Consider the following 17,804-nt stretch of genomic DNA (forward strand, 5'->3'; position numbering starts at 1 on the left):
CTCAGGCTGAACGGAGGTCGGGGATCAGTCCTTCTTGCCGTCTTCGCCTTCGCCCTTGTCCCGCTTCGGCGTACTCCCCCGCAGCGACAGCAGCGCCGCGGTCAGTCCGGCCGCCGCGGCGAGGCTCCCCAAAATCGACGCCACCCCCCATTTGCCGCCGACCCGGTCGAGCCCATGCTTGCCCAGCGCCGGTGCCGGTGCGGGCTTGATGGGAGCAGGCTTGCGCGGCGGCGACTTGCGCGGTGTGGTCCGCTTGGTCGATCGCGGCTTGGGCGGTGCCTTGGGCTTGGCGGCGGGTTGGGGGGCCTTGGCGGCCTCATCCTCTACCGCGACGGGCTCGGCCTCTTCGCGCGGCTTGTCCTCGACCGGCTTGGGCGCGGGACGTTTCCGGGACGCGGCGGTGCCCGCCGTCTTGGGCGCGGCGCGGCGGCGGGGCGGGCGTGGCTTGTTGGTGTCCGGTGTATCGACCATCGACATTCCCCCTGTTTCGGTCCGTCTGCGTAACGCTTCGCCCCGCCGCCGGTTGCCGGTCAGCGGAAGGGCGGCTCGTTGAACGCGCGCAGCTTGCGGCTGTGCAGCTTGTTGCCCTCGCGGCGGAGCTGTTCGCACGTCTCGATGCCGATCCGCATATGCTCGCTGATCGCGCGCTCATAGAAGCGGTTGGCCTGGCCCGGCAGCTTCAGCTCGCCGTGCAGCGGCTTGTCCGACACGCAGAGCAGCGTCCCATAGGGCACGCGAAAGCGATAGCCCTGCGCCGCGATCGTCGCGGACTCCATGTCGATGCCGACCGCGCGGCTGAGCGAGAAGCGCAGCGCCGACTTGGAATAGCGCAATTCCCAGTTGCGATCGTCGGTGGTGACGATCGTGCCGGTGCGCAGCCGACGCTTGAGGTCGTCACCCGACTGGCCGGACACGATCTCGGCCGCCCTGGCCAGCGCAACCTGCACCTCGGCGATGGCGGGAACGGGAATTTCGGGCGGCAGCACATCGTCCAGCACATGGTCGTCGCGCAGATAAGCGTGCGCCAGCACATAGTCGCCGATCCGCTGGCTGGGACGAAGCCCGCCGCAATGGCCGATCATCAGCCACGCCTCGGGCCGCATGACCGCCAGATGGTCGCAGATCGTCTTGGCGTTGGACGGGCCGACGCCGATATTGACCAGGGTGATGCCGGTGCCGTCCTTGGCGACCAGGTGATAGGCGGGCATCTGGTGCCGCCGCCACGCGCTGTCGGTGACGATCTTGTCGACATCCTCGGGCCGCTCGATCACCACGCCGCCCGCGCCCGACAGGGCGGTGAAGCGCGACCCCTCGCCCAGCTGCGAGGCGCCCCAACGGACGAACTCGTCGACATAGCGGTGATAGTTGGTGAACAGCACGAAACGCTGGCAATGTTCGGGCGGCGTGCCGGTATAATGGCGCAGCCGGGCGAGCGAGAAGTCGGTGCGAAGCCCGTCGAACAGCGCCAGCGGCCGGTTGCCGTCGGCGGTCATCCACAGCCCGTCGGCGATCTCGTCGCCGATATGGGCCAGCTCGGTCGCGGGGAAGAAGCGCGCCAGCTCGGCCGCCGACACCGTGTCCAGGCTCAACGCGTGGCCGGGATCGAGCACATAGGGGAAGGGGATTTCCTGCCGCCCCGCCACCGCCTCGACGGTGACGTCGTAATCCTCGATCAGCAGGGTCAGCTGCTCGACCAGATAGTCCTTGAACAGGGCGGGCTTGGTGACGCTGATCCGATAGTCGCCGGGCGATACCAGCCGTCCGAAGGAACGCATCGGGGTCGGGCGTCCGACGTCGCCGCGAAAGACCAGGCGGATTTCGGGATAGGCGAAACAGCCATGCGCCCGGTCGTCGAGCGAGGGCACGGTGCCGTCGCGAAGATAGGCGGTCAGCGCGTCCTTCAGCCGCGTGACGGAGGCGGTGTAGAGGCGGTCGAGTTCCTCGACGATCTGTACGGCATTGGTCATGCAACAGGAGCTAGGCCCTGTCGCGGAAGCTGACAAGCGGGTGTGTCGCGGAAGCTGGCAAGCGGGTGCGGACGATGCCGTGGCCGTCCGCACCCGCCCCGTCGGGTCAGGCGCCCTGCGTCGAATTCTCGTCGTCGCTGGCGGTGCGCAGCTTGGCCGCGCCGAACGCCGCCCCGGCCACCGCCGCCGCGACGCCCGCCGCGATTCCGGCGGCGGCATAGGGGTGGCTCTTCACCGTGTCACCGGCGGCCTTGGCCGCGCCCTGCGCCTTTTCGGCGAGGCTCTTGGCCTCGGCCTGCTTTTCGGGGGGGACATAGGTGGTCATGCCATGGTTCCTCTTGTCTGTTGATCCTCGCGTGCAAAACGCATGGGGACTTGGGGCTGTTCCGCGAGCGATCCAAATCCCCGCGCCGTCCGCTCGGTCAGAGCTGGCTGAGGAGGTACTCGGCCGAGCTGACCTTGAACTCGCCCGGCGCCTCGACGAACAGCTGTTCGACCACGCCGTCATTGACCAGCATGGTGTAGCGCTGGCTGCGCAGGCCCATGCCGAACTTGGTGCCGTCCAGCGTCAGGTCGACCGCTTTGGCGAAATCGCCATTGCCGTCGGCCAGCATCGTGACGCCGCCCGCGCCCTGCACCTGGCCCCAGGCCTTCATGACGAAGGCGTCGTTGACCGAGGTGCAGGCGATCTCGTCCACGCCCTTGGCCTTCAGCGCATCGGCCTGGGCGATGAAGCCGGGCAGGTGCTGCGCCGAACAGGTGGGGGTGAAGGCGCCCGGCACCGCGAACAGCGCGACGCGGCGACCGGCGAAGTAATCGGCGGCGTTCACCTGCTCGGGGCCCTCGGGCGTCACCTTGACCAGCGTGGCGGCGGGGAGGCGGTCTCCGACCTTGATCGTCATCGTTGCAATCCTTGGGGCATCGCGGCCCGGCACCATGCCGGGTGTCGGGGCCGTCCATGCCGCCAAGCCGCCCCGCATTTCAAGCATGGCGAGGCGAAGCGGTGATCCCTATAGTCGGGATGTGCATCAACTGACCTATCTCTCCGGCCAATTCCTGCTGGCCATGCCCGGCATGACCGATCCCCATTTTGATCATGCGATCATCGCGATGTGTGCGCATGACGAAGGCGGCGCGCTGGGCATCGGCGTCGGCGCGACGATCGACGGCATCGGCTTCCACGCGCTGCTCGACCAGTTCGGCATCGCGCCCGGCGACGCACCCGACGCGCCGGTCCATTATGGCGGCCCGGTCGAGCCCCGGCGCGGCTTCGTACTGCACAGCCATGACTGGCAGGGGCAGGACAGCGTCGATGTCGGCGGCCGCTGGGTCCTGTCGAGCACGGTCGACGTGCTGCGCGCCATCGCCGAGGGGCGGGGGCCGGAACGTTGGATCGTCGCGCTCGGCTATGCCGGATGGGATGCGGGCCAGCTGGAGGGCGAGCTGCGCGAGCCGGGATGCTGGTTCAATGTCGGCGGCGAGCCGCGTATCCTCTATGATGTCGGCGCGGGCGGGCGGTGGCAGGCGGCGTTCGGCGCGGCCGGGGTCGATCCGCGCCAGCTGGTGACCGGCGGCGGCACGGCCTGAGCCCGCGTTCCCGCCGGTATCGGCCCGCATCCGATACCCGCTCAACGATATAAAGATATCTTTATATTTGATCCCTAAGGCGATCGCCGCTAAGGCGTCGGCCGTGCCGATCGGCGTTTCCCACGTCTTGGTCGGCCCCATTTTGCACGGAGTTTCGTCGTGTCCACGACTGCTGCCACCAAGAACGATTACGTCATCAAGGATATCGGCCTGGCCGATTTCGGCCGCGCCGAGATCAAGATCGCCGAGACCGAGATGCCCGGCCTGATGGCCCTGCGCGAGGAATTCGGCGCGGCGCAGCCGCTCAAGGGCGCGCGCATCACCGGCTCGCTGCACATGACGATCCAGACCGCCGTGCTGATCGAGACGCTGACCGCGCTGGGCGCCGATGTGCGCTGGGCGACCTGCAACATCTTCTCGACCCAGGACCATGCCGCCGCCGCGATCGCCGCTGCGGGCATCCCCGTCTTCGCCGTGAAGGGCGAGACGCTGGCCGAATATTGGGACTATGTCGGCGACATCTTCGACTGGGACAAGAATGGTGACGGCACCACCGCCAACATCATCCTGGACGATGGCGGCGACGCGACCATGTTCGCGCTGTGGGGCGCCAAGCTGGAAGCCGGCCAGACCTTCGGCGAGCCGGAGAACGAGGAAGAGGTCGAGTTCCAGCGTTCGGTCAAGGCGTTCATCGCCAAGAAGCCGGGCTATCTGACCCAGACCGTCAAGAACCTGAAGGGCGTGTCGGAAGAGACGACCACCGGCGTTCACCGCCTGTACGAGATCGCGAAGAAGGGCGAGCTGCCCTTCCCGGCGATCAACGTCAACGACTCGGTCACCAAGTCGAAGTTCGACAACCTCTATGGCTGCAAGGAATCGCTGGTCGACGCGATCCGTCGCGCCACCGACGTCATGCTGGCGGGCAAGGTCGCCGCGGTCGCCGGTTTCGGCGACGTGGGCAAGGGCTCGGCCCAGTCGCTCCGCAATGGCGGCGCGCGCGTGCTCGTGACCGAGATCGACCCGATCTGCGCGCTGCAGGCGGCGATGGAGGGCTTCGAGGTCGTGACCATGGATGAGGCCGTGAAGCGCGCCGACATCTTCGTCACCGCGACCGGCAATGCCGACGTCATCACCGCCGATCACATGAAGGCGATGAAGCCCATGTCGATCGTCTGCAACATCGGCCACTTCGACTCCGAGATCCAGATCGCGGCGCTGTCGAACTACAAGTGGACCGAAGTGAAGCCCGGCACCGACCTGGTCGAGTTCCCGGACGGCAAGCAGATCATCGTGCTGGCCAAGGGCCGCCTGGTGAACCTGGGCTGCGCGACCGGCCACCCGTCCTTCGTGATGTCGGCCTCGTTCACCAACCAGACGCTCGCCCAGATCGAGCTGTGGACCAAGGGCGAGAACTACAAGAACGAAGTGTACGTTCTCCCGAAGCACCTCGACGAGAAGGTCGCCGCGCTCCACCTCGAAAAGCTGGGCGTCCAGCTGTCGAAGCTGAGCGAGAAGCAGGCCGCCTATATCGGCGTGCCGGTCGAGGGTCCGTTCAAGCCGGATCATTACCGCTACTGATCCCGCTCGGCTCCGGCCGATGGGAAGGGAAGGGGGCTGCCCGGCCGGGCGGCCCCCTTTTTCGCGCGGGACACGCGGCGCTCTTCTTCATTGTGGCGCATCGCTGGCGGATCGGGTTAGAGGAGTAGGGATGCGCAGCCTTGCCCCGGACCTTGTCGGATGATCGCGATCAGCAGCGTCGAGGCGGCTCTGCTGGGGGCGGCGGCGTGCGCCGTCATCGTCACGGGCATGGCCCTGATGTTCCTGGGGCTGCGCGCCCGCAAGGAAGCCTCGGCGGTGCGGCTGGAGCGCGACCGGCTGGATGCGCTGCTGCGCGCCGGGCCGGCGCAGGCGATGCTGGTGCGCAGCGACGGGCGGATCGACATGCCCCGGCGCCTGGCCGACTGGCTGGGCCTGCCCGACGTCGCGCGCTTCCCCGAGGAACTGGGGGACGAGGTCTGCGGCCTGACCCCCGACGACAGCGCCGCGCTGGGCATCGACCTGATCGCCGCGCAGAAGACCGGCAAGCGCTTCCGTCGGATCATCCGGCCGCAGGGGTCGCCCAGGACGCTGTTGTTCGACGGCGCGCGCGCGCCGCAGGACCAGGGTGCGGGCGGCGCGGTGGTCGTCTGGGTCTTCGACATGACCGATGCGCAGGACGAGATTGCGCGGCTGGATGCCGAGACCAAGCGGTTGGGCAATGCCTTCCAGGCGCTGACCGGGCTGATCGAGGCGGCGCCGCTGCCCATGTGGTATCGCGGCGACGATTTGCGGCTCGCCATGGTCAACACCGCCTATGTCGAGGCGGTCGAGGGGCGCGATGCCGCCGATGTGGTCGGGCGCGGGCTGGAACTGGTCGAGGGATCGGGGCGCGGCGGCCCGCTGGCGGGGGCGGCGGCGGCGCGCGACCAGGGACGACCGCACGAACAGGTGCTGCCCGCGACGATCGACGGCGCGCGGCGCGCGCTGCACATCTTCGACGTGCCTTTGCCGACCGGGGGCATTGCGGGCTTTGCGGTCGATATCGAGGATTTGGAACAGTCGCGCGCGGGCGCCAAGCGCTTTGCCGAGGCGCAGCGGGCGATGCTCGACCGGCTGTCGGCGGCGGTCGCGCATTTCGGGCCCGACCGGGGCCTCGTCTTCTGCAACCAGCCGTTCCGCCGGATGTTCGCGATGCGCGCCGAATGGCTGGCCGACCATCCCGAATTCGACCGCGTCCTGGAGCGGATGCGCGAAGCCAGTCGAAGTCCCGAGGTCCGCGACTTCCCCGGCTGGAAGGCCGAGCGCGCCGCCTGGTTCCGCCAGGCGGGGGGCGGCATCGAGGAGCAATGGCATCTGCCCGGCGGCACCCATTTGCGCGTCGTCGCCCAGCCGCTGCCCGATGGCGGCCTGCTGCTGATCTTCGAGGACCGGACCGAGGAGGTGCAGCTGGCCTCGGCGCGCGACACGCTGTTGCGCGTGCGCACCGCGACCTTCGACAATCTGTTCGAGGCGCTGGGCGTCTTCGCCGCCGATGGCCGGTTGCAACTGTGGAACAACCGCTTCCGCGCGCTCTGGGGGCTGGAGGAGGAATTCCTGTCCAGCCATCCGCGTGTCGATGCCTTTGTCGACCGGGTCGCCGGGCGGCTGGCGACCCCCAGCCGGTCCGAACTGATCGTCGAGCTGGTCCGGTCCGCAACGCTGGAGCGGCAGCAGCGCAGCGGGCGCGTCGCCTTTGCCGATGGGCGGCATTTCGAATTTGCGGGCGTGCCGTTGCCCGACGGCAACGCGCTGTTCACGCTGCTCGACATCACCGACAGCCGACGCGCCGAACAGGCCGCGCGCGACCGGGCCGATGCGCTGGAGGCGGCGGACAAGGTCAAGACCGCCTTCGTCGCCAATATGAGCTATGAGCTGCGCACCCCGCTGACCTCGATCAGCGGTTTTGCCGAGATGCTGCATGGCGGCTTTGCCGGGCCGCTGCCCGATACCGCGATCAGCTATATCGAGGCGATCCTCGAATCGACCGAGCGGCTGGGGCTGCTGGTTGACGATGTGCTCGACCTGACCCGCGACCAGGTGGATGCCGACATCGCGCGCGAGGATGTGCAACTGGGCCGCGTCGCGCGTGCGGCGGCAGACACGATCCGCCCGGTCGCGGGGCGGCGCAAGCTGGACTTCGCGGTCGAGATCCACCGCTCGCTCGGCCGGATCACCGGCGACCGCCGCCGCCTGCAGGAGACGATCGAGCATCTGCTGCGCCATGCGGTCGAGCAGACGCCCGAGGGCGGGCGCATCCTGCTCCATGCCGATGGCGATTCGGCGCGCGCGCGGATCGTGGTGTCCGACGACGGCCAGGGCATGGACGAACAATCGGTCGCCCATGCCTTTGACCGCTTCGCCGAGCCGGGGATCAAGGCCACCGGCGAGCGCGCGCTGGGGCTGGGCCTGCCGCTCGCCAAGCAGTTCGTCGAGGCGCATGGCGGCACCATCAGCCTGTTGTCCGAACCGGGGCAGGGGACGCTGGTCACGGTGGAACTGCCGCGAAGGGTGGCCGACAAGACCCCGACCGCAAAGGAAAAGCCATGACGATCCGGCTGGCCGATGCCGCCGCCACCGAGGATTTCGGCCGCCGCCTGGCCGCACATCTCCGCCCCGGCGACGTGGTGACGCTGACCGGCACGCTGGGCGCGGGCAAGACCAGCCTGGCGCGCGGGCTGCTGGCGGCGCTCGGCCTGCCCGGCGAGGCGCCGAGCCCGAGCTTCGCGATCGTCCAGCCCTATGCCCCGCCCGAGACGGCCTTCCCCGTGCTGCATGTCGATCTCTACCGGCTCGACGGGCCGGAGCAGCTGGAGGAACTGGGGCTGGACGAGGCGTTGTGGGACTCGGCGCTGGTCGTCGAATGGCCCGACCGCGCGGGCCCCGATGCCTGGCCGCAGGCGTTGGCGCTGACGCTGGAGATGGATCCGGATGGCGGACGTGTCTTGACAGCCAGGGTCCCCTCGGGCTGGGAAGCGCGATGGCCGATATGACCCCGCCGGCGGACGCCGCCGCCTTTCTTGCAAGCGTCGGATGGGAGGGGGCGGTGGTCGCGCCGCTCGCCGGTGACGCCTCGTTCCGCCGTTATTTTCGCGTCACGCGCGCTGGCCACAGCGCCGTCCTGATGGACGCGCCGCCGCCGCATGAGGACCCGCGCCCCTTCATCGCGATCGCGCGCTGGCTGGTCGGCCGGGGCTTTGCCGCGCCCGCGATCCTGGGCGCGGACGAGGTGCGCGGGCTGGTCCTGATCGAGGATTTCGGCGACGACCGGATGCGCGAGGCGATCGAGGCCGATCCCGACGCGACGGCGAAGCTCTATAGCGATGCGGTCGACCTGCTCGCCGCGCTGCGCGGCCACGCGCCCGAGGGGCTGGCCCCCTATGACGCCGCCGTCCTCCACCGCGAGGCGGCGCTGTTCCCCGAATGGTACACGCCCACGGTCGGCCTGGAGGTCGATGTCGAGGGCTATCGCGCCGCCTGGGACCAAGTGTTCGCCCATGCCATCGCCGACAATCCCGTCACCGTGCTGCGCGACTATCATGTCGAGAATCTGATGCTGGTCGGGCCGATGCGGACGCTGGGGCTGCTCGACTTTCAGGACGCGCTGGCGGGGCATGCCGCCTATGACCTCGTCTCGCTGCTTCAGGACGCGCGGCGCGATGTCGAGCCGTCGATCGAGCAGGCGATGCTGGAACGCTATCTGGCCGCGACGGGCGAGGGGGATGCGTTCCTGAACGCCTATCATGTGCTGGGCGCGCAGCGGAACGCCAAGATCCTGGGCATCTTCACCCGCCTGTGGAAGCGCGACGGCAAGCCGCGTTACGCCGCGCTCTGCCCGCGCGTCTGGGCCTATCTGGAACGCGACCTGTCGCAGCCGGTGCTGGCGCCGGTCGCGGCCTGGTTCGACGACAATGTGCCGCCCGAGTTGCGCGGCGATCCCCATGTCCTTGCATCGCGGGGCGACGGCGAATGACCCGACAGCTTTCCATTCGGCCCACCCCGGCGGGCCGCGTGCCGCGCACCGCGATGGTGATGGCGGCGGGGATCGGCAAGCGGATGCGCCCGCTGACCGCGACCCGGCCCAAGCCCTTGGTGTCGGTGGCGGGCAAGCCGCTGATCGATCACGTCTTCGACCGGCTGGTCGCGGCGGGGGTCGAGCGGGCGGTGGTCAATGTCCATTACCTGGCGGACCAGTTGGAGGCGCATCTGCGCGACCGGTTCCCGGAGATCGAGATCGTCATCTCGGACGAGCGCGACCAGTTGCTGGAAACCGGCGGCGGGCTGGTCAAGGCGCGGCCGCTGCTGGGCGACGCGCCGGTGCTGGTGGTCAACAGCGACAATCTGTGGGTCGACGGGCCGGTCGACGCGATCCGCCTGCTGGCATCGCGCTGGGACGAGGCCGCGATGGACGCGCTGTTGCTGATGGTGCCGCTGGCGCGCGCGCACAATCATCAGGGGCAGGGGGATTTCCATCTGGGGGCCGATGGCCGGATCACCGGGCGGCGCAGGCCCGGCCGAGTCGCGCCCTTCTCCTATACCGGGCTCCAGATCCTGCACCCCCGGATCATCGCCGATGCGCCCGAGGGGGCCTTTTCGACCAACCTGTTCTGGGACCGCGCGATCGCGGCCGGGCGCGCCTATGGCCAGGTGCATCAGGGGCTGTGGTTCGATGTCGGCACGCCGCGCGCCATTCCGCAGACGGAACTGATCCTCGCGGATGGCTGAGCCGCGCCGCCCGAGGCTGCACACGATCCCGGCGCATCGCGGGTTCGCCGATACGCTGGTCGCGGGGCTGATGCGGCGCACCGGCGGCGATCCGCTGACGCTGGCGCAGGGCATGATCCTGCTGCCGACCAATCGCGGCGTCCGCGCGGTGACCGAGGCGTTCGTGCGCGCCAGCGGCGGCGGCCTGATCCTGCCGCGCATGGTGGCGCTGGGCGATCCCGAACTGGGCGAGGCGGCGGGCTCCGCGCTCGATCCGGCGGATGCCGAGGCGCCCCCGCCGCCCGCCATCGCACCCTCCGCGCGCCGGATGATCCTCGCGCGGCTGGTCGAGCAGGAACGCCAGCGCGCCGGTCAGCCGGTGACGGCGGCCGAGGCGGTGCGGCTGGCGGGCGATCTGGCGCGCACGCTGGACCAGATGCTGGTCGAGGAGGTCGACCCGGCCAAACTTGCCGCGCTCGACCTGGGTCCCGAACTGACCGAGCATTGGCAATCGGCGCTGGCGACCTTTTCGGTGGTGCTCGACCGCTGGCCTGCGGTGCTGGCGAAGATGGGGCGGATCGATGCGGCCAAGCGGCGGACGCTGCTGCTCGACCGGATCACCGCGCGCTGGGCCGAGGCGCAGCCCGCCGGGTTCGTCTGTGCGGCGGGCGTCACCGATACCGCGCCTGCCGTCGCACGGCTCCTGCGCTGCGTGTCCGAGATGCCGGGGGGATCGGTGGTGTTCGCCGGGCTGGACCTGACCATGCCCGACGAGGAATGGGATGCGCTCGGCCCCCACAAGCCCGACCCCGATACCGGCCGCACCCGGCGATCGATCGAGACGCATCCGCAATATGCGCTGAAGCTGCTGCTCGACCGGATGAGCGTCGGGCGGGGCGAGGTGACGGTGTGGCGCGGCGGCGGCGATTACGACGCGGGGCCGGTGCGCGGCCGCGCCATCGCCAATGCCATGGCCCCGGCGGACTTTACCGGCAAGTGGACCGAGATGCCCGCCGAGGACCGACGACTGTCGGGCGTGTCGACCATCGAGCTCGCCACCCCCGCCGAGGAAGCCCAGGCGATCGCACTGGCGCTGCGCGAGGCGATCGAGGAGCCGGGTCGCACGGCGGCGCTCGTCACCCCCGATCGCGCGCTGGCGCGGCGGGTGGCGGCGCATTGTCGGCGGTGGAACATCCTGATCGACGATACGGCGGGGCGGCCCTTGTCGATCCTGCTGCCGGGGACGTTCCTGCTCCAGCTGGCCGAGGCGGCGGCGCAGCATTTCGCGCCCCTGCCGCTGCTGGCGCTGCTCAAGCATCCGCTGATCCGTGGCGAGATGGACCGGGTGGCGTGGCTGGACGGCGTGCGTGCGCTCGACCGGGCGCTCCGGGGGCCGCGTCCGGCGCCGGGGCTGGATGGGATCGCCGCGCATGTCGCCGACAAGCCGACCGCCGCCGCCTTCTGGAGCCAGGCCGCACCGATGCTGGAGGCGGTCGGGCGGACCTTTGGCGACGGGCCGCAGGGCCTGCGCACCCTGCTCGCTTGTCTGCGCGAATGCGGGCAGAGTCTGTGCGGCGACGCGCTGTGGACCGGGCCGCAGGGGCGCGCGGCGGCGGAATTCCTGGCGGGCTATGAGGAACAGGCCGATCATGGCCCCGCGCGCGCCGATCCCGCCGAACTGCCGGGCCTGCTGCGCAGCCTGTTCGACGAGATCGCGGTGCGCGCCATCCCGCGCGAGGGGCAGCATCCGCGCCTCGCCATCTATGGCCCGATCGAGGCGCGCCTCCAGACCGCCGACCTGATGATCGCGGGCGGGCTGAACGAAGGCGTCTGGCCGGGGCGGCCCGCGCCCGATCCGTGGCTGGCGCCGCGCATCCGCTCGCTGCTGGGGCTGGTGGGTCTGGAGCAGCGGATCGGCATCGCCGCGCATGACCTGGCGCAAGCGATGGGCGCGCCGCGCGCGATCCTGACCCGTGCGCGCCGCGACGCCAGCGGACCGACGCTCGCCTCGCGCTTCTGGCTGCGGCTTCAGGCGATGGCGGGCGATCGGTTCGAGGCGCATCCGACCCTCGCGCGCTGGGCGGAACGGCTCGACCGGCCCGACGACTATACCCCCGCGGATCGCCCCGCGCCCAAGCCGCCCGCCGCGCTGCGCCCCACGACCATTTCGGTGACCGAGGTCGACCGGCTGAAGGCCGATCCTTACGCCTTTTACGCGCGCCGGGTGCTCCGCCTGTCGCCGCTCGACCCGGTCGATGCCGATCCCAGCGCGGCGTGGCGCGGCACCGCCGTCCACGACATCCTGGAGATGTGGTGGAAGGAGGACGCCTGCGACGTCTCGGCGCTCCGCCCGCGTGCGCTGGCGATGCTGCGCGACCAGCGGACCCATCCGATGATGCGCGCGCTGTGGCAGCCGCGTCTGATCGAGGCGATCGACTGGATCGCCGCCGAGGTCGCCGCCAAGGCCGCCGAGGGCCGTCATGTCCTGAGCGCGGAAGGCAAGGGCGAGGCCAAGCTGGCGGGCGTCACCCTGACCGGACGGTTCGACCGGATCGACAAGGCGGCGGACGGCGCGCTGGTGGTGATCGACTATAAGACCGGCAAGCCGCCCTCCACCACGGCGGTGCGCGAGGGGTTCAGCCTGCAACTCGGGCTGCTCGGCCTGATCGCCGAGCGTGGCGGGTTCGAGGGCGTGTCGGGCAAGGCGGGCGGTTTCGAATATTGGTCGCTGGGGCGCGGGCGCGAGGGGCTGGGCTATATCGCCACTCCGGTCGATCCCGACGGCAAGCGCGAGCGGATCCGCACCGACGAGTTCGTTGCCATCGCGGCGTCGAATTTCGCCGAGGCGGCCGGGCAATGGCTGACCGGGGATGCGCCGTTCACCGCCAAGCTGGTGCCCGAATATGCGCCTTATGCAGAGTATGACCAGCTGATGCGGCGGGATGAATGGTATGGCCGTGATCGGTGAAGCGTCGGTGGTAGCGGGAGAGGGACTTGGACCCCGACATCTGCTGGCCAGATCCCCGGACTGGGGCGATCGTGGTCGCGTGGCCTTCGACTGCGCTCAGGCTGAACGGAGCGAGAGGGATCGTCGCCCTATATCCTATCTTACGTTCGCACTGGAGCGAAGTCGAAGTGCAAGGGATGGCCTCAACTCTGGGCAAAACTGTTTCTCCGTCCGCGAACCGGCAAGGCAAGTTCGCATGAGCGCGCGGCCCATGGCGAACCTGCCCCCGCTGAAGGGCGACCAGGCCGCCGCCAGCGACCCCGCCGCGCATGTCTGGCTGTCCGCATCGGCCGGCACCGGCAAGACCCAGGTGCTGGCCGCGCGCGTGTTCCGCCTGTTGCTGCGCGGCGTCGCGCCCGAGGCGATCCTGTGCCTGACCTTCACCAAGGCGGGCGCGGCCGAGATGGCGCAGCGGATCAACGGCCGCCTCGCCGCCTGGGTACGGATGCCCGAGACCGAGCTGTTCGCCGATCTGAAGGCGCTGGGCGAAACCGCGACCCCCGACTTGCGCGAGCGGGCGCGGACGCTGTTCGCGCGCGTGCTCGACGCACCGGGCGGCGGCCTGCGTATCCAGACGATCCACGGCTTTTGCCAGGGGCTGCTGGCGGCCTTTCCGGTCGAGGCGGGCCTCGCCCCCGGTTTCCGCCCGTTGGAGGCGCGCGAAGAGGCGGTGCTGGCGCGCGAGGCGCTGGCGCGGATGCTGGAGACCGCCGAGCGCGAAGGCCGGGTCGGCCCGGTCGAGACGGTCGGCGCGCTGTCGCTGCGGCTGGGTGAGGGCGGGGCGGAGGCGTTCCTTGCGGCCTGCGCACGCGCGCCCGGTGCGCTGGAGGCGCTGCCCACCGGCATCCAGCCCTGGCTGCGCCGTGCGCTCGACCTGCCTTCGGGCGATATCGACGAGGCTATCGCGGACGGTGTCGAGGATATCGACGAGGATGCCGTCATCCGGCTGGCGGGCGCGAACCGCGCCTGGGGCACCGCGACCGGCGAGAAGGCGGCGGCGGCGATGGAGCGCTGGATCGGCAGCGATCGGGCGGGGCGGGTCGCGCTGCTCGAGGAACTGATGGGCACGGTCTTCACCGCCAAGGGCGAGCCGCGCAAGGCCTCCAAGAAGCTGACTGATGCCGATCCCGATTATGAGGATATGGCGCGCGAACTGGGCGAGGCGTGCCGTCACCTGCTGGGCCTCGCCGCCCGCGCGCGTCATGCCGACCTGCTCGCCGATGCGCTGACCGTGGGGCGCGACTATGCGCGGGCCTATACATTGTCCAAGCGGGCGATCGGCGCGGTCGATTTCGACGACCTGATCCGCACCACCGTCGATCTGCTGGAGCGGCCGGGCATCGGCGAATGGGTCCGCTACAAGCTCGACCAGGTGACCGAGCATGTGCTGATCGACGAGGCGCAGGACACCAATGCGCACCAGTGGCGGATCGTCCGCGCGCTGGCCGACGAGTTCTTCGTCGGGCGTGGCCTTTATGCGCCCTCGACGCGGACGCTGTTCACCGTCGGCGACCATAAACAGGCGATCTTCGGTTTCCAGGGGACCGACCCGATCAACTTCCAGGCGGCCGAGCTGCATTTCTCGCGGCGTGCGGACGAGGTGGCGGGCGATGACGACTGGCCCGAGGACGAACGCGGCTTGCCGTTCAACCAGCTGTCGCTGACCCACAGCTTCCGCTCGACCACGCCGATCCTCGAGTTCGTCGATGCGGCGATCGAGGCGTTGGGCGAACCCGGCATGGGGATGGGGCATGAGGTCGAGCGCCACGCCAGCGAGGTGAAGGGCCCCGGTCGCATCACCCTGTGGCCGCCGGTCGCGGCGGGGGGCAGCGACGAGGACGAGGAAGGCTGGATCGACGATGCGGTGCGCAAGGTCGCCACCGACATCGCGCGCGCCGTGCGCGGCTGGCTGGACGATGGCGTGATGCTGGAGAGCAAGGGCCGCCGCCTGGAGCCGCAGGACATCATGATCCTGGTCAAGCGGCGCGGCGACCTCGCCTCGCTGATCGTCGCGCGCCTCTATGCCGAGGGGGTGCCGGTGGCGGGCGTCGACCGGCTGCGGCTGAACGCGCCGCTGGCGGTTCAGGACCTGCTGGCGGCGGTGCGCTTCGTGTTGCAGCCCGAGGACGATCTGTCGCTGGCCGCGCTGCTGGTGTCGCCGCTGATCGGCTGGTCGCAGGAGCGGCTGATGGCGGCGGGGCACCGGGCGCGCGGCGCGCTATGGGCGCATCTGACCCGGACGCTGCCCGCCGAGGACTTGGCGCCGCTTCGCCAGATGCTGGCGCGCGCAGACGTGTCGACGCCCTATCAGTTCCTCGAGGAATTGCTGTCGGGGCCGCTCGACGGTCGGCGCAAGCTGATCCGCCGGTTGGGGACCGAGGCGCGCGACCCGATCGAGGAGCTGCTGGGCGCCGCGCTGACCTTCGAGAGTACGACGACGCCCTCGCTGCAACGCTTCCTCGACTGGTTCGACCGGGGCGATGTCGAGATCGTGCGCGACCCCTCCGCGCCGCTGGACGCGGTGCGGGTGATGACCGCGCATGGGTCCAAGGGGTTGCAGGCGCCGCTGGTGATCCTCGCCGATGCCACCGCCGACCCGACTGCAAGCCCGCGTTCGATCCTGCGCTGGACGCCCGAGCCGGGGGCGCAGCCCATCCCCGTCTTTCCGCCGCGCGCCGAGGAACGCGGCGGGCCGCTCGACGCGGTGGCCGCCGAGATCGCCGCGCGCGAACTGGCCGAGCATTGGCGGCTCTTCTACGTCGCGGCGACGCGGGCGGAGGAGCAGCTGGTGGTGGCGGGCGCGCTGGGCAAGCGCGCGGCGGGCGTGCCGCCGATGCACAGCTGGTACGCGACCTGTGCCCGCGCCATGACCGCGCTGGGCGTGCCGGAGGTCGAGCCGGGCGACGGCCAATCGCGCGTCTTCCTGGGCCGCAGGCCGCAGGAGCCGGTCGCGCCGCGCCCCGGTGCGGTCGTCGCGGCCCGGCGCGAAGACGTCGCGCTGCCCGACTGGGTTCACCGGCCCGCGCCGCAGGAGTCGCGCCCGCCGCGCCCGCTCGCGCCGTCGCAACTGGGCGAGGATATGGTGGCCGATCCGCCACCCACCCCCGCGATGCGCGCGGCGGCGGAGCGCGGGCGGCTGATCCACTGCCTGCTCGAACGCCTGCCCCCGGTCGCGCCGGATGCGCGGCGCGGCGCGGCGGAGCGCTGGCTCGCGCAGGCCGCCGGGGTCGAGGATGCGGGCCTGCGCGCCGATGTGACGCAGGCGGTGTTCGCGATCCTGGACGATCCGGCCTATGCGCCGCTGTTCGGGCCGGGATCGCTGGCGGAGGCGCCGATCGCCGCGACGCTGGCCAATGGCCTGGTCGTGTCGGGGCGGGTCGACCGGCTGCTGATCGACGGCGACGAGGTCCGGCTGATCGATTACAAGACCGGGCGGCGCGCGCCGGGGGGCATCGACGACGTGCCGGCGTTCCATCTGGCGCAGATGGCGGGCTATGCCGCCGCGTTGGAAGTGATCTTTCCCGGCAAGCGCGTGTCGGTGGCGCTGCTCTATACGGCGGGGCCCCGGCTCGTCCCGGTGCCCGACACGCTGCTCGCCGCGCACAAGCCCGGCTATCGCGACCGGGAGCAAAGCTTGCCGCTCGGTGGTTGAGCCACCGAGGCCCGCGCCCTAGATGGGTGACAATTCAAGGAGTGTAGTGAACATGGCAACCAAGCAGATCACCGACGCCAGCTTCGAGGCGGACGTCCTGAACTCCGACAAGCCGGTGCTGGTCGATTTCTGGGCCGAATGGTGCGGACCGTGCAAGATGATCGGCCCGTCGCTGGAGGAACTGTCCGAGGAACTGGGCGAGCAGGTGACGATCGCCAAGCTGAACATCGACGACAATCCCGACGCCCCCGGCCGTTATGGCGTGCGCGGTATTCCGACGATGATCCTGTTCAAGGGCGGTGCCGCCGCCGCGACCAAGGTCGGCGCCGAGCCCAAGGGCCGGATCAAGGCCTGGCTCGAAGGCGCGCTGTAAGCAATCCATAGCGCCCACTGAACGGGCATGGGACGGTCTCTGCGAGGCCCCATGCCCTCCCCAAACCCCTCCCGCCTGCGGGAGGGGCTTTTTTGTCCGGCACTGCTCGAAAAGGCACGCCCCTCCCGCAAGCGGGAGGGGATGGGGGAGGGCCAGAGGTCTCACCGAGACTGAAGCTCGCGGCCTTCCCCTCCCCAAACCCCTCCGCCTGCGGGGGGGCTTTTTTTATGTCCAGCGCGGCTCGAAAAGGCACTCCCCTCCCGTAAACGGGAGGGGATGGGGGAGGGCATGGGGTCTCACCGAGACCATCGCCCGCCGCCGATCAACTCAGCGGGATCATCACCACATCGCGAAACGGCGCGCGGTCCTGCAACGCCGCATACCAGCGCTCCAGATTGGGCCGCGAGGGCCGCTCGACCGGCAGCTGGAACCACGTATTCGCATAGGCCGCGACGGGAATATCCCCGATGCCGAACGCAGACCCCGACAGCCAGTCCTGCCGCCCCAGCACATCGTCCAGGATCGCCGACAGCCCCGCCGCTCGCGCCACGCTCCGTTCGATCAGCGCCATGTCGCGCGCCTCGGGGGCGGTGCGTATCATCTGGAAGAAGATCGGCCGGATCGCATCGGCCCAGGTGAAGCCCCAGTCCATCCACCGCTCGACCGAGGCCCGCGCTTGCGGATCGACCGGATAGAAAGCCTCGCCGCCATGGTTGGCCGCCAGATAGCGCAGGATGCTGTTCGACTCCCACAGGACGAAGCCGTCATCCTCGATCGTCGGGATCAGAGCGTTGGGATTGAGCGCCCGGTACGCCTGATCCATGCCGAATGGCCCGCCGACATCGCGCCGGTCATAGGCCAGCGCCATTTCCTCGGCCAGCCAGACCACCTTCTTGACGTTGTGCGAGTTGATCCGGCCCCAGATGGTCAGCATGGGCG

14 protein-coding genes are annotated in these 17,804 nt (G+C 70.1%); 9 read left to right on the top strand and 5 right to left on the bottom strand.

Annotation, left to right across the window (positions count from 1 at the left end):
- Positions 1 to 24: 24 nt before the first annotated feature.
- The 4 genes from QE360_RS12405 to QE360_RS12420 form a co-directional block, all read right to left on the bottom strand.
- The gene (locus tag QE360_RS12405; RefSeq protein ID WP_309701913.1) at positions 25 to 471 is read right to left on the bottom strand and encodes a hypothetical protein; all 447 of its coding nucleotides are present in this window, start codon (positions 469 to 471) and stop codon (positions 25 to 27) included.
- Between the two features lie 59 nt (positions 472 to 530).
- Positions 531 to 1,967 (bottom strand): AMP nucleosidase, encoded by a 1,437-nt coding sequence (locus QE360_RS12410; RefSeq protein ID WP_309701915.1) that lies wholly within the window; start codon positions 1,965 to 1,967, stop codon positions 531 to 533.
- 106 nt (positions 1,968 to 2,073) lie between these two features.
- Positions 2,074 to 2,292, bottom strand: a complete 219-nt coding sequence (locus QE360_RS12415; protein WP_307099630.1) for a hypothetical protein — start codon at positions 2,290 to 2,292, stop codon at positions 2,074 to 2,076.
- Positions 2,293 to 2,389: 97 nt separating this feature from the next.
- Entirely contained in the window at positions 2,390 to 2,869 is a 480-nt protein-coding gene (locus tag QE360_RS12420) for a peroxiredoxin (protein WP_309701918.1), read from the bottom strand.
- Between the two features lie 121 nt (positions 2,870 to 2,990).
- Between QE360_RS12420 and QE360_RS12425 the strand changes: the two genes are divergently transcribed.
- The 9 genes from QE360_RS12425 (at position 2,991) to trxA (ending at position 16,865) form a co-directional block, all read left to right on the top strand.
- A complete protein-coding gene (locus QE360_RS12425) occupies positions 2,991 to 3,554 on the top strand; it encodes a YqgE/AlgH family protein (RefSeq protein ID WP_309701921.1) in 564 nt (187 codons plus the stop codon).
- 159 nt (positions 3,555 to 3,713) lie between these two features.
- Positions 3,714 to 5,132: an adenosylhomocysteinase gene (gene ahcY, locus QE360_RS12430; protein WP_307099625.1), complete on the top strand. Its 1,419-nt coding sequence runs from the start codon at positions 3,714 to 3,716 to the stop codon at positions 5,130 to 5,132.
- A gap of 159 nt (positions 5,133 to 5,291) precedes the next feature.
- Complete coding sequence (locus tag QE360_RS12435; protein ID WP_309701922.1) at positions 5,292 to 7,679, top strand: PAS-domain containing protein; 2,388 nt, start codon at positions 5,292 to 5,294, stop codon at positions 7,677 to 7,679.
- A complete protein-coding gene (gene tsaE / locus QE360_RS12440) occupies positions 7,676 to 8,122 on the top strand; it encodes a tRNA (adenosine(37)-N6)-threonylcarbamoyltransferase complex ATPase subunit type 1 TsaE (protein WP_309701924.1) in 447 nt (148 codons plus the stop codon). Before QE360_RS12435 ends, tsaE begins: the two co-directional genes overlap by 4 nt.
- On the top strand, positions 8,119 to 9,102 hold the full coding sequence (locus tag QE360_RS12445; protein WP_309704166.1) for a phosphotransferase: 984 nt from the start codon (positions 8,119 to 8,121) through the stop codon (positions 9,100 to 9,102). The genes tsaE and QE360_RS12445 overlap by 4 nt, the downstream gene beginning before the upstream one ends.
- Positions 9,099 to 9,854 carry a nucleotidyltransferase family protein gene (locus tag QE360_RS12450; protein WP_309701926.1) on the top strand — a complete coding sequence of 252 codons (756 nt, stop codon included), beginning with the start codon at positions 9,099 to 9,101 and terminating at the stop codon, positions 9,852 to 9,854. The genes QE360_RS12445 and QE360_RS12450 overlap by 4 nt, the downstream gene beginning before the upstream one ends.
- Entirely contained in the window at positions 9,847 to 12,801 is a 2,955-nt protein-coding gene (locus tag QE360_RS12455; protein WP_309701928.1) for a PD-(D/E)XK nuclease family protein, read from the top strand. Before QE360_RS12450 ends, QE360_RS12455 begins: the two co-directional genes overlap by 8 nt.
- Positions 12,802 to 13,036: 235 nt before the next feature.
- A complete protein-coding gene (gene addA / locus QE360_RS12460; protein WP_309701931.1) occupies positions 13,037 to 16,492 on the top strand; it encodes a double-strand break repair helicase AddA in 3,456 nt (1,151 codons plus the stop codon).
- 52 nt (positions 16,493 to 16,544) lie between these two features.
- A complete protein-coding gene (gene trxA, locus QE360_RS12465; RefSeq protein WP_007404159.1) occupies positions 16,545 to 16,865 on the top strand; it encodes a thioredoxin in 321 nt (106 codons plus the stop codon).
- Between the two features lie 322 nt (positions 16,866 to 17,187).
- On the opposite strand, the gene QE360_RS12470 is transcribed toward trxA, so the two are convergent.
- Positions 17,188 to 17,799 (bottom strand): glutathione S-transferase, encoded by a 612-nt coding sequence (locus QE360_RS12470; protein WP_309701933.1) that lies wholly within the window; start codon positions 17,797 to 17,799, stop codon positions 17,188 to 17,190.
- Positions 17,800 to 17,804 lie beyond the last annotated feature (5 nt).

Source organism: Sphingomonas sp. SORGH_AS_0789, assembly GCF_031453055.1.
Lineage (GTDB): Bacteria > Pseudomonadota > Alphaproteobacteria > Sphingomonadales > Sphingomonadaceae > Sphingomonas.

Bases quoted from the DNA above. Each gene is read 5' to 3' on its own strand.
- QE360_RS12470 (WP_309701933.1), bottom strand. From the start codon at position 17,799: ATGCTGACCATCTGGGGCCGGATCAACTCGCACAACGTCAAGAAGGTG.
- QE360_RS12405 (WP_309701913.1), bottom strand. From the start codon at position 471: ATGGTCGATACACCGGACACCAACAAGCCACGCCCGCCCCGCCGCCGC.
- QE360_RS12420 (WP_309701918.1), bottom strand. From the start codon at position 2,869: ATGACGATCAAGGTCGGAGACCGCCTCCCCGCCGCCACGCTGGTCAAG.
- QE360_RS12410 (WP_309701915.1), bottom strand. From the start codon at position 1,967: ATGACCAATGCCGTACAGATCGTCGAGGAACTCGACCGCCTCTACACC.
- QE360_RS12450 (WP_309701926.1), top strand. From the start codon at position 9,099: ATGACCCGACAGCTTTCCATTCGGCCCACCCCGGCGGGCCGCGTGCCG.
- QE360_RS12435 (WP_309701922.1), top strand. From the start codon at position 5,292: ATGATCGCGATCAGCAGCGTCGAGGCGGCTCTGCTGGGGGCGGCGGCG.
- trxA (WP_007404159.1), top strand. From the start codon at position 16,545: ATGGCAACCAAGCAGATCACCGACGCCAGCTTCGAGGCGGACGTCCTG.
- addA (WP_309701931.1), top strand. From the start codon at position 13,037: ATGAGCGCGCGGCCCATGGCGAACCTGCCCCCGCTGAAGGGCGACCAG.
- QE360_RS12415 (WP_307099630.1), bottom strand. From the start codon at position 2,292: ATGACCACCTATGTCCCCCCCGAAAAGCAGGCCGAGGCCAAGAGCCTC.
- QE360_RS12445 (WP_309704166.1), top strand. From the start codon at position 8,119: ATGACCCCGCCGGCGGACGCCGCCGCCTTTCTTGCAAGCGTCGGATGG.
- QE360_RS12455 (WP_309701928.1), top strand. From the start codon at position 9,847: ATGGCTGAGCCGCGCCGCCCGAGGCTGCACACGATCCCGGCGCATCGC.
- tsaE (WP_309701924.1), top strand. From the start codon at position 7,676: ATGACGATCCGGCTGGCCGATGCCGCCGCCACCGAGGATTTCGGCCGC.